Annotated in this window: 14 protein-coding genes, 2 pseudogenes and 1 riboswitch; of the genes and pseudogenes, 10 read left to right on the top strand and 6 right to left on the bottom strand. The window is 71.0% G+C overall.

Annotation, left to right across the window (positions count from 1 at the left end; all coding sequences use genetic code 11):
- From SACPADRAFT_RS34215 to SACPADRAFT_RS0220975, 6 genes and pseudogenes are all read left to right on the top strand, one after another.
- Nucleotides 1-584 (top strand): DNA polymerase III subunit beta family protein (locus SACPADRAFT_RS34215; RefSeq protein ID WP_007024575.1); only part of this gene is annotated, 584 nt, incomplete at its 5' end.
- A 123-nt stretch (nucleotides 585-707) separates the two neighbouring features.
- The gene (locus tag SACPADRAFT_RS0220995) at nucleotides 708-1,994 is read left to right on the top strand and encodes a Bcr/CflA family multidrug efflux MFS transporter (RefSeq protein ID WP_007024574.1); all 1,287 of its coding nucleotides are present in this window, start codon (nucleotides 708-710) and stop codon (nucleotides 1,992-1,994) included.
- Nucleotides 1,995-2,091: 97 nt separating this feature from the next.
- Entirely contained in the window at nucleotides 2,092-2,394 is a 303-nt protein-coding gene (locus tag SACPADRAFT_RS0220990; RefSeq protein WP_007024573.1) for a YrhK family protein, read from the top strand.
- 104 nt (nucleotides 2,395-2,498) lie between these two features.
- Nucleotides 2,499-2,714 (top strand): annotated as a pseudogene (locus SACPADRAFT_RS34550) (hypothetical protein); the annotation flags it as partial.
- Nucleotides 2,715-2,915: 201 nt separating this feature from the next.
- Nucleotides 2,916-3,194, top strand: a pseudogene (locus SACPADRAFT_RS29085) (O-methyltransferase); the annotation flags it as partial.
- Nucleotides 3,195-3,341: 147 nt separating this feature from the next.
- Complete coding sequence (locus SACPADRAFT_RS0220975) at nucleotides 3,342-4,262, top strand: endonuclease/exonuclease/phosphatase family protein (protein ID WP_007024569.1); 921 nt, start codon at nucleotides 3,342-3,344, stop codon at nucleotides 4,260-4,262.
- Nucleotides 4,263-4,383: 121 nt separating this feature from the next.
- Here the strand turns inward: SACPADRAFT_RS0220975 and glyA are convergent, their stop codons facing one another.
- The 4 genes from glyA to gcvP are packed head-to-tail and all read right to left on the bottom strand — an operon-like array spanning nucleotide 4,384 to nucleotide 10,060.
- On the bottom strand, nucleotides 4,384-5,655 hold the full coding sequence (gene glyA, locus SACPADRAFT_RS0220970) for a serine hydroxymethyltransferase (RefSeq protein WP_007024568.1): 1,272 nt from the start codon (nucleotides 5,653-5,655) through the stop codon (nucleotides 4,384-4,386).
- 1 nt (nucleotide 5,656) lies between these two features.
- Entirely contained in the window at nucleotides 5,657-6,037 is a 381-nt protein-coding gene (gcvH, locus tag SACPADRAFT_RS0220965; RefSeq protein ID WP_007024567.1) for a glycine cleavage system protein GcvH, read from the bottom strand.
- Nucleotides 6,038-6,040: 3 nt separating this feature from the next.
- Entirely contained in the window at nucleotides 6,041-7,162 is a 1,122-nt protein-coding gene (gene gcvT, locus SACPADRAFT_RS0220960) for a glycine cleavage system aminomethyltransferase GcvT (RefSeq protein WP_007024566.1), read from the bottom strand.
- A gap of 9 nt (nucleotides 7,163-7,171) precedes the next feature.
- Nucleotides 7,172-10,060 carry an aminomethyl-transferring glycine dehydrogenase gene (gene gcvP / locus SACPADRAFT_RS0220955; RefSeq protein ID WP_007024565.1) on the bottom strand — a complete coding sequence of 963 codons (2,889 nt, stop codon included), beginning with the start codon at nucleotides 10,058-10,060 and terminating at the stop codon, nucleotides 7,172-7,174.
- A 152-nt stretch (nucleotides 10,061-10,212) separates the two neighbouring features.
- Nucleotides 10,213-10,307, bottom strand: a riboswitch (glycine riboswitch).
- Nucleotides 10,308-10,630: 323 nt separating this feature from the next.
- Here gcvP and SACPADRAFT_RS0220950 point away from each other — a divergent pair.
- The 4 genes from SACPADRAFT_RS0220950 (at nucleotide 10,631) to SACPADRAFT_RS34205 (ending at nucleotide 12,203) form a co-directional block, all read left to right on the top strand.
- Nucleotides 10,631-11,512 carry a helix-turn-helix domain-containing protein gene (locus tag SACPADRAFT_RS0220950; protein ID WP_007024564.1) on the top strand — a complete coding sequence of 294 codons (882 nt, stop codon included), beginning with the start codon at nucleotides 10,631-10,633 and terminating at the stop codon, nucleotides 11,510-11,512.
- Nucleotides 11,513-11,531: 19 nt separating this feature from the next.
- A complete protein-coding gene (locus SACPADRAFT_RS0220945; protein WP_007024563.1) occupies nucleotides 11,532-11,765 on the top strand; it encodes a DUF397 domain-containing protein in 234 nt (77 codons plus the stop codon).
- A 91-nt stretch (nucleotides 11,766-11,856) separates the two neighbouring features.
- Nucleotides 11,857-12,048 carry a VOC family protein gene (locus tag SACPADRAFT_RS34210; protein WP_007024562.1) on the top strand — a complete coding sequence of 64 codons (192 nt, stop codon included), beginning with the start codon at nucleotides 11,857-11,859 and terminating at the stop codon, nucleotides 12,046-12,048.
- Nucleotides 12,045-12,203: a VOC family protein gene (locus tag SACPADRAFT_RS34205; protein WP_007024561.1), complete on the top strand. Its 159-nt coding sequence runs from the start codon at nucleotides 12,045-12,047 to the stop codon at nucleotides 12,201-12,203. The genes SACPADRAFT_RS34210 and SACPADRAFT_RS34205 overlap by 4 nt, the downstream gene beginning before the upstream one ends.
- 90 nt (nucleotides 12,204-12,293) lie before the next feature.
- Here the strand turns inward: SACPADRAFT_RS34205 and SACPADRAFT_RS0220935 are convergent, their stop codons facing one another.
- Together SACPADRAFT_RS0220935 and SACPADRAFT_RS0220930 are read right to left on the bottom strand one after the other, a co-directional pair.
- The gene (locus SACPADRAFT_RS0220935; RefSeq protein WP_157577258.1) at nucleotides 12,294-12,872 is read right to left on the bottom strand and encodes a class F sortase; all 579 of its coding nucleotides are present in this window, start codon (nucleotides 12,870-12,872) and stop codon (nucleotides 12,294-12,296) included.
- A 68-nt stretch (nucleotides 12,873-12,940) separates the two neighbouring features.
- Nucleotides 12,941-13,525, bottom strand: a complete 585-nt coding sequence (locus SACPADRAFT_RS0220930) for a hypothetical protein (protein ID WP_007024559.1) — start codon at nucleotides 13,523-13,525, stop codon at nucleotides 12,941-12,943.
- Nucleotides 13,526-14,173: the final 648 nt, after the last annotated feature.

Below are 14,173 nucleotides of genomic sequence, written 5' to 3'. Positions count from 1 at the left end.
AGACCACCGTGCGGCTGGTCGCGACCGACCGGCTGCGGATGGCGATCCGCGAGCTGACCGCGTCGGCCGCCGACGGCACCGCCACCCGGGCCCTGGTTCCGGCCGAGGCGCTGCTGGAGGTCTCGACCTGGGCGGTGCGCCACCCCGAGCTGCGGCTGACCGCCGAGGAGGGGCGGGTCCGGCTCGTGGCGGGGCCGGACGTCGAGAACGACGTGCGCACCCTGCCCGTGCTGGACGCCGACTACCCGGACTACCGCAGCCTGCTCGCCGCCCTCGACCCACCCCGGTACCGTGTGCTCACCGACCGTGTCGCGCTCGGCGACGCACTCGCGCGCCACGAGGCCGGGGCCGTGGTCCTCGAGGCCGACCGGGACACCCTCCGGGTCGGGGACACCGACCTGAGCGCGGTCTGTTCCACACCGCTGCGGCTCGCGTTCGACCCGGCCGTACTGGGGCCGATCGTCGAGGCCGGGGTGGGTCCCGAGGTGCTGCTGGAGACCGGCGGACCGACCGGGCCGGCCCTGGTGCGCTCGGCCGATCAGGGCAGCTACACCACGCTCGTGATGCCCGTCGCGCTCGACTGACCCCGCACCGCGTCCGGATGTAGATCCAGATCACAGCGCCCCGACGAAATACTTAGTAGCACTAACAAGTTGTGGGGAGAGGCCGGATACTGCGCAGAGGACCCGACGCGACGAGGAGGCAGCGTGAGCGTGACGACGGACGTGGCCGACACGGACGCGACCGACACCGACACCGGTGCACCGGGGAAGGGCCGCACCGCACGCTTCGCACTCATTCTCGGCGGGCTGACGGCGTTCGGGCCGCTGTCGATCGACATGTACCTGCCCGCCCTGCCGCTCATGGCGGAGGATCTCGGCTCCACGGACGCCGTGTTGCAGCTCACCCTCGCCGTGTTCCTCGTCGGTCTCGGCGTCGGCCAGCTGGTGGCGGGGCCGCTGTCGGATTCGTGGGGGCGGCGCGGGCCCCTGCTCGTCGGGGTGTCGATCTTCATCATGGCCTCGGTGCTCGCCGCGGCCAGCCCCTCGGCGGAGGTCCTGATCGCCGCCAGAGCGGTACAGGCGCTCGGCGCGGCGACCGGGATGGTGATCGCCCGTGCGGCGGTGCGCGACCTGTTCTCCGGGGCCGCGATGGCCCGGTTCTTCTCGGTGCTGATGCTGGTCGTCGGGGTGGCGCCGATCCTCGCTCCGGTGATCGGGGGACAGCTGCTGGAGTGGACGTCGTGGCGCGGCATCTTCGTCACGCTCACCGTCTTCGGCGGCCTCCTGCTGGTGGTCGCGGCGCTGGCCCTGCCCGAGACACTGCCGGTGGCGGGACGCCGGCCTCCCCGGTTCGGGCGCATCGTGCGCACCTACCGCGACCTGTTGGCCGACCGGGTGTTCCTCGGCTACACGGTGACCGTGGGACTGGCGTTCGCGGCCATGTTCACCTACATCTCCGGCTCGTCGTTCGTGCTCCAGGACCTCTACGGCCTCTCCCCCGGTGAGTACAGCCTGGCGTTCGGGATGAACGGCGTCGGCCTGGTGATCATGACCCAGGTCAACGGCCGGATCGTCGGCCGCTTCGCCCCCCGCACACTGCTGCGCACCGGCCTGACCATGGTCACCGTCAGCGCGTCGGGCGCCGTCCTCGCGGTGCTGGCCGGTCTCGGCCTGCCGGGGCTGCTGACGCCGCTGTTCTTCATGGTCTCCTCCGTCGGGATGATCATGCCGAACGCCACGTCACTGGCCCTGGCCGACCACCCGCGCACCGCCGGATCGGCCTCCGCGCTGCTCGGGGTGGTGCAGTTCCTCGTCGGCGGGTCCGCCTCGCCCCTGGTCGGTCTCCTCGGCGGCGACTCGGCACTGCCGATGACGATGATCATGGCGGTCGCGGCCGCGGCCGCCCTGACCGTGTTCCTCGTCCTCACCCGGCCGCGCGGCACACCCACCTCCCCGCCGGACCGCGCTGCGGCGGACGCCCCGGTGGGCTGAGCCGCCGCAGCCCCGCGGTGGGACTCCCGGGCTGCCCGGCCCCCGGACGGTGGGCACGTGACCTGCCGATCCCGACCGGCCGTGGCACCGTGATCCCATGGCCGACGACGGACGCTCCGGTGACGCGGAGGGGACGCTGACACTGCGGTTCGGGCACGAGGAACTCGTCCTCCGCCGCCGGTACGAGCTGCTCAGCATCGGTAACGACCTGCTGATCGCGCTCTGGTTCACCGTGGGCAGCGTGTTGTTCTTCTGGGAGGCCACGGTCGTCGTGGGCACGGCACTGTTCCTGGTGGGCAGCCTCCAGCTGGCCGCGCGCCCGATGATCCGGATCCACCGCCGGGTGCGGCTGCACCGGCTGCACCCGCACCACCCGACCGAGAGCGCCCGCGACTTCTGACCGCGCCGCCGCGGGACGGACCGCGACGGAAACGGTCGAATCGATCACATTCGGCTGTGACGCGCGATACAGTCTGTCCCGACGACAACGAGGGGGCGGACGAGGTGGCTGTGCGAGACGAATGGGCCGTTACCTGCCGGGACCTGGCCGGGCGGCGTCGGGCACTGTCGGTGTTCGTCAGCGCCGACCGGGTGGTTCTCGTCGCCCCGCCGGGTGAGGCCGCGGTGCTGACCTCGCTCGACGTGGGCCGCCTCCGCGCCGTGCTGCGGGACGCGGTGATGCAGGCCGGGGACACCGATCCCGGGGAGGCCGCCACGGAGCCGACCACCGACCGCTTCACGGTCCTGGAGGCCGATTCGCCGGAGGCCACACCACCGGCCGACGCTCCCGACGACACCCCGGGGGACGACCGGCCGTAGGCTGCCCCTCGTGACGGACCAACAGCGGTGGGCGGCGGTCGACGACTACGTCGACGGCCACCTCGTCGGGCAGGACGAGGTTCTCGACGACATCCAACGCGCGGCCCGTTCGACCTGACGTTCGTGGACGCGGACAAGGTGAACAACCCGCACTACGTCCGGCACGCCGTGCGGCTGAGCAGGCCGGGATCGCTCATCGTGGTGGACAACGTGGTCCGGCGCGGCGCGGTGGCCGACGCGACCGACCCGGACCCCTCGGTGCGGGGCAGCCGGGAGGTCATCGAACTGCTGGCCGCCGACCCGCGGCTGGACGCCACCGCCGTGCAGACGGTCGGCACGAAGGGCTGGGACGGACTCGCCCTCGCCCTGGTCACCGGCTGACGCCGCACCGGAGCACGTACCGGGCCGGACGCGACGCCGCCGGCCGACGGGGTGGCCCGACGGCTGCCCGTTCCCCCCTTCGGCGGTTGATCGTCGACTCGAACGTGAGATTCACTCAGGTTTACTCACCCGGTCGAGGAGGCGCGCATGAGACGGCTGACCCCGATGATGGCCCTGGTGGCGCTCGCCGCGGCGGGCACCGCCCCGGCGGCCGCGACCCCGGAGGACGGGACGGCAGCGGCGGACCCGCCCACGGCGGCGAGCGGGACGTTCACGGCGCTGACGTACAACATCGCCGGGTTGCCCGAGCCGCTCTCCGGCAGTGACCCCGCCGAGAACACCCCCGTGATCGGCGAGCGGATCGCGCCCTACGACGTGGTGCACGTCCAGGAGGACTTCAACTACCACGCCGCGCTGTACGAGGCCGACGACCACCCGCACCGCACCGCCACCAGCGGCGGCGTGCCGTTCGGCTCCGGGCTGAACACGCTGTCGAACTTCCCGCTCCGCGATCTCGAGCGCGTCACCTGGGACGACTGCTGGATCAACCAGGCCGACTGCCTCACCCCGAAGGGGTTCACCTTCTCCCGGGTGGAGATCGCCGACGGGATCACCGTCGACTTCTACAACCTGCACGCCGACGCCGGGGACAGCTCGCTCGACCACGCCGCCCGGCGGAGCAATCTGCGGCAGGTGTCCGACCACATCACCGCCCACTCGTCCGGGCGCCCCGTCGTCGTCATGGGCGACACGAACTCCCGCTACACCAGCGGCGAGGACATCGTGCGGGAGTTCGTGGCGGACAACGGGCTGCGGGACCCGTGGGTGGAGCTCGTGCACGACGGCGTCCCACCGGAGATCGGCGGTCCGTCCCCGGAGTGCGACACCACCACGATCGACCGGTGCGAGGTCGTGGACAAGATCTTCTACCGCGGCGGCGACGGTCTCGAACTGACCGCCACCGACTACAGCGACGACCGGGCCGATTTCCTCGACGACAGCGGCGAACGGCTGTCCGACCACGACCCGATCGCCGCCACCCTCCGCTGGACGGCACCCGCGCGCTGACGCCGGGTGTCCACCGCCCGGCCCGGAACCCGGGACACCCCCGAACACGGCAACGGGGGCCCCGGGTCACCCCGGAGCCCCCGTTCCGGCCGCTCGGCCGCCCCTCGGCGGGCGGGCCGCCTCAGTTCTTGTGCGGGTACAGCGGGTGCTTCTCGGCGAGCACCGCCACGCGGGACCGCAGGTCCTTCCGGGTGGCGTCGTCGAGCTCGGGCCGCAGCGCGGTCGCGATGATCTCCGAGACCTCGGTGAAGTCGTCCGCACCGAAGCCGCGGGCGGCCAACGCGGGAGTGCCGACCCGCAGCCCCGAGGTGACCATCGGCGGGCGCGGGTCGTTGGGCACCGCGTTGCGGTTGACGGTGATCCCGATCTCGTGCAGCCGGTCCTCGGCCTGCTTGCCGTCCAGCTGGGAGTTCACCAGGTCGACCAGCACCAGGTGCACGTCGGTGCCGCCGGTGAGCACCCGCACACCGTTGTCCGCGCAGTCGGACTGCGACAGCCGGTCGGCCAGGATGCGGGAGCCGTCGAGCACGCGCTGCTGCCGGTCGCGGAACTCGTCACTCGCGGCGATCTTGAGCGCCACCGCCTTGCCCGCGATGACGTGCTCCAGCGGCCCGCCCTGCTGGCCGGGGAACACCGACGAGTTGATCTTCTTGGCGTACTCCTGCTTGGACAGGATGATGCCGCCGCGCGGCCCGCCGAGGGTCTTGTGCGTGGTGGTGGTCACCACGTCCGCGTACGGCACCGGGTTCGGGTGCAGGCCCGCCGCGACCAGACCGGCGAAGTGGGCCATGTCCACCATCAGCTTCGCCCCGACCTCGTCGGCGATCCGGCGGAACTCCGCGAAGTCGATCTGCCGCGGGTAGGCCGACCAGCCCGCGATGATCAGCTTCGGCCGGTTCTCCCGCGCGAGCCGCTCGACCTCGGCCATGTCCAGCCGGCCGGTCTGCTCGTCGACGTGGTAGGCCACCACGTTGTAGAGCTTGCCGGAGAAGTTCAGCTTCATCCCGTGCGTGAGGTGGCCGCCGTGGGCGAGGTCGAGCCCGAGGATCGTGTCGCCCGGGTCGAGCAGCGAGACCATCGCCGCCGCGTTGGCCTGCGCACCGGAGTGCGGCTGCACGTTGGCGTGCTCGGCGCCGAACAGGGACTTCGCCCGCTCGATCGCCAGGTTCTCCACGACGTCGACGTGCTCGCAGCCGCCGTAGTAGCGCTTGCCGGGGTAGCCCTCGGCGTACTTGTTGGTCAGCACCGAGCCCTGCGCCTCGAGCACGCTCACCGGCGCGAAGTTCTCCGAGGCGATCATTTCCAGCGTCGACTGCTGGCGGTCGAGCTCGGCGGCCACCGCGTCGGCGACCTCCGGGTCGACCGTGGCCAGATCGGCGTCGAACGTTTTCATGTCAGCCCTCCTGAATCTGTGCGGCGTAGGCGTCGGCGTCCATCAGTTCCGGCAGAGACTCGACGCGCACCCGGAACAGCCACCCGTCGCCGTACGGGTCCGAGTTGACCGTCTCCGGCGCGTCCACGACGGCCTCGTTGAGTGCGACGATCTCGCCGGTGACGGGCGAGTACAGCTCACTGACCGACTTGGTCGACTCGATCTCGCCGCACACCTCGCCCGCCGTGACGGTGCCACCGGCCTCGGGCAGCTCGACGAAGACGACGTCACCGAGCGACTCGGCGGCGAACGCGGTGACCCCCACGGTCACGGTGTCGTCCTCGGTGCGTACCCACTCGTGCTCGGCGGTGTAGCGCAGGTCCTGGGGAATGTTCGTCGACAACGGTCAGCCTTTCGAAGAGGAGGGACGCTGGTAGAAGGGCAGGGACACGACCTCGACCGGTTCCGCGCGCCCGCGGATGTCGGCCGACAGGGCGGTCCCGGGTTCGGTGAGCTCCGGCGGGACGAAGGCCATCGCGATCGGGTGGCCGAGCGTGGGCGACAGCGCCCCGCTCGTCACCTCGCCGACCTCGTGGTCACCGTGCAGCAGCCGGTAGCCGTGCCGGGGGGCGCGACGGCCGTTGCCGCGCAGACCCACCAGGACCCGGTCCGGTTCACCACACTTTTCCAGGGCGGCCCTGCCCACGAAATCACCCGGCTTGTCGAATTTCACCAGACGCCCCAGGTTGGCGTGGAACGGGGTCGTCCCGGTGCCGAGTTCGTTGCCGTACAACGGCATACCCGCCTCGAGCCGCAGCGAGTCCCGGCAGGCGAGCCCGGCGGGCGTCAGTCCGTGCGCGGCACCGGCCTCGGCCAGCCGCCGCCACACCCGCACGGCCGCCCCGGCGGGCACGAACAGCTCGAAGCCGTCCTCACCGGTGTAGCCGGTGCGGGCGAGCAGCACCTCGTCGCCGTCCACGGCGGCGGGCATGCTCGCGTAGTACCGCAGTCCGGACAGCTCGGCCCGGGTGGCCCCGGCCACGATCGCGGCCGAGGCCGGGCCCTGCACGGCGATCAGCGCCGTCTCCGCCGAGCGGTCGGTGACCTCGGTGTCGAAGCCGGACGCGCGGGTCCGCAGTTCGTCGGCGATCAGCGCGGCGTTGCCCGCGTTCGCCACCACGAGGTAGTGCTGCTCGGCGAGCCGGTAGACGACCAGGTCGTCCAGGATGCCGCCGTCGACGTCGCACACCATCGTGTAACGGGCGCGGCCGACCTGCACCGCGGAGAGCTTGCCGACCATCGCGTAGTCGAGCGCGTCGGCGGCCTGCGGCCCGGTCAGCTCGATCTCACCCATATGGGAGAGGTCGAACTGGCCCGCCGTCTCGCGGACCGCCCGGTGTTCGGCCAGTTCACTGTCGTAGCGCACCGGCATGGACCAGCCGGCGAAGTCGGTGAACGACGCGCCGAGCTCGGTGTGCACCTCGTGCAGCGGGGTCCGGCGCGGCGTGGAATCCGTTGTGTTCGTCACGCGGGGACCTCAGCTTTCGTACGACGAGACGGGCGGGCAGGAGCAGACGAGGTTGCGGTCGCCGTAGGCGCCCTCGATGCGCCGCACCGGGGCGAAGTACTTGCCCTTCGGCCGGGTGCGGCCCGGGTAGACGGCCGTGCGCCGGTCGTAGGGCAGATCCCAGTCGCCGGTGAGCTGCTCGGCCGTGTGCGGGGCCCCGCGCAGCGGGCTGCGCTCCACGTCCCAGGTGCCCGCCGCGACCTCGTCGATCTCCCGCCGGATGGCGATCATGGCGTCGCAGAACCGGTCGAGCTCGGCCAGGTCCTCGCTCTCGGTCGGCTCCATCATCAGCGTGCCCGCCACCGGGAACGACATCGTCGGCGCGTGGAAGCCGTAGTCGATCAGCCGCTTGGCGACGTCGTCCACGGTGACCCCGGTCTCCTTGGTCAGCCCGCGCAGGTCGAGGATGCACTCGTGCGCGACCAGCCCGTCCCGCCCGGTGTAGAGCACCGGGAAGTGCGGGGCCAGGCGTGCGGCGACGTAGTTGGCGGCCAGCACCGCCACCTGGGTGGCGTCGGTCAGCCCGGCCGCCCCCATCATCCGCACGTACGCCCAGGAGATCGGCAGGATGGACGCCGAGCCGAACGGCGCCTCGGAGATCGGCCCGACACCGGTCTCCGGGCCCGCGGCCGGCTCCATCGGGTGATTCGGCAGGTACGGCGCGAGGTGCGCCCGCGCCGCGACCGGCCCCACACCGGGGCCGCCCCCGCCGTGCGGGATGCAGAACGTCTTGTGCAGGTTCAGGTGCGACACGTCGCCGCCGAACTCGCCCGGCTTGGCCAGCCCGAGCAGGGCGTTGAGGTTCGCCCCGTCCACGTACACCTGGCCGCCGCCGGCGTGCACGATCTCGGCCAGCTCGGTGATGCCGGTCTCGTACACCCCGTGCGTCGACGGGTAGGTGACCATGATCGCGGACAGTGTGTCGCGGTGCTTGTCCACCTTCGCGCGCAGGTCGTCCAGGTCGACGTCGCCGTTGTCCGTGCAGGCCACCACGACCACGCGCATCCCGGCGAGCACCGCGGAGGCGGCGTTGGTGCCGTGCGCCGACGACGGGATCAGGCACACGTCGCGCTCCGGCTGCCCGTTCGCGCGGTGGTACGCGCGGATCGCCAGCAGCCCGGCGAGCTCACCCTGGCTGCCCGCGTTCGGCTGCAGCGAGACGCTGTCGTAGCCGGTCACCTCGGCCAACCACGAGCTGAGCTGGTCGATCAGCACCCGGTAGCCCTCGGCGTCGGCGGACGGCGCGAACGGGTGCACCCCGGCGAACTCCGGCCAGGTGACCGCCTCCATCTCGGTGGTGGCGTTGAGCTTCATCGTGCACGACCCGAGCGGGATCATGCCCCGGTCGAGCGCGTAGTCGGAGTCGGCGAGCCCGCGCAGGTAACGCAGCATCGCCGTCTCCGAATGGTAGGTGTGGAACACCTGGTGCGTCAGGTACTCGCTGGTGCGGCCCAGCCCGTCGGGCAGCGCGCCCACACCGCTGTCCGCGGTCGTGGCGGTGGTCACCGGACCGGTGCCGGTCACCCCGAACGCGCCGAGCACATCGGCCAGCGTCTCCGGGGTGGTCACCTCGTCACACGCGATCCGCACGTGGTCGGCGTCCACCGGGCCGAGGTTGATGCCCGCCTCCCGGGCGGCCGCGACCACGGCGTCGGCCCGGCCGGGCACGCGGGCGGTGACGGTGTCGAAGAACCGCCCGTGCACGACCTCGACGCCGCCCGCGCGCAGCGCGTCGGCCAGCCCGACGGCGTGCCGGTGCACCCGCTCGGCGATCCGCCGCAGCCCGTCCGGGCCGTGGTACACGGCGTACATCGAGGCCATCACGGCGAGCAGGACCTGCGCGGTGCAGATGTTGCTGGTGGCCTTCTCCCGGCGGATGTGCTGCTCCCGGGTCTGCAGGGCCAGCCGGTAGGCGGGGGCGCCCGCCTCGTCCACCGAGACGCCGACGAGCCTGCCGGGCAGCGACCGCTCCAGCCCGGAGCGCACGGCCAGGTACCCGGCGTGCGGCCCGCCGTAACCGAGCGGGACGCCGAAGCGCTGGGTGGTGCCCGCGGCGAGGTCGGCGCCGAACTCGCCGGGCGAGGTGACCAGGGTGAGCGCGAGCAGGTCGGCGGCGACGCAGTACAGCGCCTTCGCCTCCTTCGCGGCGTCCCCGATCCGCCGGTAGAAGTCCGGCTCACGCAGCACACCGGACACGCCCGGGTACTGCACGACCACGCCGAAGAACTCGTCCGGCAGCCCCCGGGACAGGTCCCGGACGTCCACCTCGACGCCGACGGCCTCGGCGCGGGTGCGCACGATCGCGATCGTCTGCGGCAGGCACTCGGCGTCCAGCACCACGGTCTGCGACTTCGACTTCGACGCCCGCCGCATCAGCATGACCGCCTCGGCGACGGCGGTGGACTCGTCGAGCATCGAGGCGTTCGCGGTGTCCAGGCCGGTGAGGTCGGAGACCATCGTCTGGAAGTTGAGCAGCGCCTCCAGCCTGCCCTGCGAGATCTCCGGCTGGTACGGCGTGTACGCGGTGTAGAAGGCCGGGTTCTCCAGTACGTTGCGCCGGATCACGGCCGGGGTGACGGTGTCGTGGTAGCCGAGACCGATCATCTGGGTCCGCGGCGTGTTGCGCGCGGCCAGCTCCCGCAGCTCGGCCAGCGCCTGCTCCTCGGAGGCCTCCTCGGGCAGGTCGAGCCCGCGCGGGTTGCGGATGGCGCTGGGCACCGCGGCGGAGACCAGGGCGTTCAGGCTGCCGAAACCGCATTCGGCCAGCATCTTCGCCTGCTCGGCCTCGCTCGGGCCGATGTGCCGGGAGGCGAACGGCGTCGGCGGGGGTGTCACGGGAGGCGACGACTTCTGCGTCATGGCGGGGAGCTCCTTCTCTGGCGTAGGCAGGTTTGCCCGCCTGGTGCTGGGAACTCCCCCTCTGTCATGGGCACCTGAGAGTTTCACCGCGCGTGAGCACGGCTTACACCTTGGGTGAGGCCCTCGTGGTGAGCCTGCTTTCCAGAGTGGCCTCGCCGTGAGCGGTAGTGGTACCTGAGAGATTGTGGGGCGTTTGCTCCTTCGGTGCCCCGTCCTGACCACACGGGGGCTCTCCCGCTCCGGCTCGAACAGCCGCGATATCCGATTATGCCTTCGGTTATAGGCGGTCAAGCTACGCGAGTCCAGTGCCGCGAGTCCACAGCCGGGCCGCAAGGGTGACGAAGACCGCGCCGACGTTGACGGGGCTCACCCGGCACCGCATCACGCCCGTGCGGGAGCGGTGTGGACCCTCCGCACCGGACGGTGCCGCGCCGGTCGCTCCGGGTGAGTGACCCGCTCCGCCGTCCGGGTCGAACACCGGGCGCAGGCGGTGACAACCACTAGAGATCGCCGTCCGTACCCAGTCCTTCGCCGGCTTTCACGGGGCCCGAGAGAGACCAGGAGGCTGACGTGAGGGACGGCGAGATCCCGGAGAACCCCGCGGTGCGCCGTTGGCAGCTCGCCGAGACGTTGCGCAAACTCCGGGAGGAGTGCGCGCTGACGCATGACCAGGTGATCGAGAAGCTCCGCCAGGGGCAGGGCACCTGGTCGCGCCCCAAGCTGTCCCGGATCGAGAACCGGGAACAGGGAGTCAAGCCGCGCGAGCTCGACCAACTGTTGACCGTCTACGGCGTCGCCGACCCGGCACTGGCGAACTGGCTCAGACAACTGGCCGGCAACTCCCGCCGCCGCGGCTGGCTCGCCGACGTGCGCAAGCACCTGCCACCCGAGTTCCACCAGTTCCTCGACTGGGAGACCGCCCTGGTGGCGCGACGGCAGTTCAGTACGCTGCTCGTTCCGGGGCTTCTCCAGACCACCGAGTACGCACGCTGCCTCATCTCGGGGGTCAATCCGGAGCTGACCGGGGACGAGGTCGAACAGCGGGTGATGGCTCGCATGGCGCGTCAACAGATTCTCGGCAGGGCGGATCCGCCGCAGCTGCACGTCATTCTGGACGCGGGTCTCCTCGAACGGCCGGTCGGCGGCCCGACCGTCATGCGCAGGCAGTTGCGCCACCTCGCCGACGCCGCCGACCACGCACACATCAGCATCCAGGTGCTTCCCAAGTCGGTCGGCGCCGGCCCCGCCCTGGAAGGACCGTTCTCGATCCTCACCCTGCCCGACCCGGTTCCGGACATCGGCTACACGGAGGGCCCGAGCTACACCGCCTACATCGAGGATCGCGACGAGGTACGGGACTACACCTTGCGCTTCGGTATCCTGACCCAGCAGGCGCTCTCGCAGAGCAAGTCTCTCGAACTCGTGCGGGAGGCTGCGCAGAGCTTCGGGTGATCGAGGAAGAAGGTGCGGCATGGACGACGACCCACTGCCAGACCTGCCTTGGCGCAAGAGCAGCTTCTCCGGAGGCGGTGGCAACGGCGGCGCGGACTGCGTCGAGGTCGCGCCGACGCCGGACGGGCGGATCGCCGTTCGGGACAGCAAACATCCCGAGGCGGGCGCTCTGCTGTTCACCCGCGCCGAGATGGCCGCCTGGGTCGAGGGCTGCCGGGCCGGCGAGTTCGACGACCTCGGATCACGCTCGTGAGCAGGCCGTCCTCCCGGAACGGGTGGCGGCAGGGAACCGGGTGTAGTACTTCTGGATCGGTCCGAACAATGCCGTCCCACCGGAGCCTGTGATGTCCGTTCGCCGCGTCGTGCCCAATGTCCAGCCCGCGGCCCTGCCGGAGAGCCGGGAGTTCTACACCCTGCTGGGATTCGAGGAGGTCATGAATCTCGGCTGGGTCATGACGCAGGCGTCCCCGTCCACGCCGACGGCACAGATCAACTTCATGACGAGCGACGAGACCGCGCCGGTCGCCCCGACATGAGTGTCGAGGTGGACGAGGTGGACGCGGCTCATGCGGCGATGCGGGACCACGGCGCGGAGATCGTGCATCCGCTACGGGACGAGGACTGGGGCGTGCGGCGCTTCTTCGTCCGGGACCCCAACGGCCGGGTGATCAACGTGCTGAGTCACCGCTGAGGCCGTCCCACACCACCACGCCGGTACCGGACCGCGCCGGGCACGACCACCCGGGCGGTGGGGTCGGTGCCGTGGCCCCCGACCCCACGTTCACTGTTGGAAGGCCACCATGCGGGCGTAGGCGACGTCGTTGTCCTCGTAGCTCTGCGCGGAACGGTCGAACACGCCGCCGCAGGTGATCAACCGCAGCTCCGGGTGGTGGGTGTCGCCGTAGACCTTGTCCGTCGGGAACTGGTCCTTGGTGTAGCGCTCGACGGAGTGGATTTCGAACAGGATGCTGCTGCCGTCGGCCCGGTCGACGATCACCTCGTCGCCGTCGTTCAGCGTGCGCAGGTCGTAGAACACGCCCTTCTCGTTGTTCCAGTCGACGTGTGCGGCGAGCACGGACGGCCCCAGCTCGCCCGGGGTCGGTGACTGGTTGTACCAGCCGACCTCGTGGGCGCCTTCCGGAACCTCCATCCGGTTGTCGTCATCGAGGCCGAGGTCGACGAACTCGTCGGTGTCGACGCCGATCGCGGGAATCCGCAGTCGGACCGGGTCCGACGCGGGCATGACCGGCTTCTGGACGCCGCTCTCGGTCGGGACCGTGTGCTCGAAGGTCGGCGTACCGACGGTCGCGTTCGGACCGGTGCATCCGGTCAGTGCCAGCAGGAGGACGAAAACCGCCATCCCCACCAGCCGGCCGGAGCCGGCGTGGCGGGGATGGCGGCGCGTGTGGTTACGCATCACTGGGTGCTTCAGCGCACGACCGCCGCGAAGGAGCCGTCACCGGTCTCCACGCCACCGTGCGGCTTCTTGTGCACCTGCTTCTTGTGGTGGTGCTTCTTGCCGTGCTTGTCGTGGTGCTTCTTGCCGTGGTGCTTCTTGTCGTGGTCCTTGTCGTGGTGCTTGTGGAAGTGCTTGTGGTAGTGCTTCTCGACCTTGTGCTTGTCCTTGTCGTGGTGCTTCTTGTCCTTGTCCCAGTCCTTGTCGTGGTGCTTGTCCTTGTCCCAGTCCTTGTCGTGGTGCTTGTCCTTGTCCCAGTCCTTGTCGTGGTCCTTGTCCTTGTCGTGGTGCTTCTTGTCCTCGTCCTTGCCCTTGTCCCCGTCCTCGTGCTTGTCCTCGTGCTTGTCCCGCTCGTCCTCGGCCTCGTCCTTGGCCTGCTCCCACTGCTCGCGGGCGAAGTCGAACTCGCACTCGGCGTCGGCCCAGGAGTCGGCCTGGATGTAGCGACCGGTGTCGCTGCAGTCGTTGTTCTCCGGGGAGGCGTTGGTGGTTCCGGCGACGGCGACAGCGGTGCCGGCGGCCAGAGCGACGACGACAGCGGCTCTGCGAACTCGCATGGTGATGTTTCTCCTTGGGGTTCTGGAATCTGCTCACAACGGTGCGCTGTTCTGCGTGTCCGGTACGCCCCGCGCCCGTATGGCTACAGAGTGCGCAGAGGCTGAGATCGTCAATCCTCGACAGTCCGGGAACCATTCCTCCGGGTGACTGATCGAGTGCGTATCGTCGCCACGACCTGCGGGTTCGCCCGCGGCGAGGCCGGGGTGGTGGAGGACTTGCAGAAGCGCGCGAACACCACGCGCGCAGAACCAGGGGGCCGGCGGTCACCCACCGCGACCGCCGGCCGTCCCGCGAGTCGACGCTCCAGGGCACCGGGTCGACGCCTCACGACGCCGAGACGACGCTCCAGGGCACCGAGTCAACGGCACGGGCACCGCGCCGACACCCCGCGCCACCACGTCCGCACGCAGCCGTGTGTTCCGTTCCGGCCGGCACGTCGCATTCGCCCGTCGAGGCGGTGCCCGAAGCGTCAACTCGCGGGCATGCGGCGGCAACTCGCGGGCGTGAAGTGGCAACTCGCGGGCATGGGGTGGCGACTCGCGAGTGGGGTGGGGTGGGGTGGGTCAGCGGCGGCAGCGGGCTCGGCGGAGGATGGCGATGAGGATGAGCAGGGCCGCGGCGGCCGCGGCCGCCGGGGCGACGCGCCG

It is taken from the genome of Saccharomonospora iraqiensis subsp. paurometabolica YIM 90007, from assembly GCF_000231035.2.
Lineage (GTDB): Bacteria > Actinomycetota > Actinomycetes > Mycobacteriales > Pseudonocardiaceae > Saccharomonospora > Saccharomonospora paurometabolica.
Note: the sequence above shows the minus strand (reverse complement) of the source record. Positions and strands in the feature narration are given on the sequence as shown.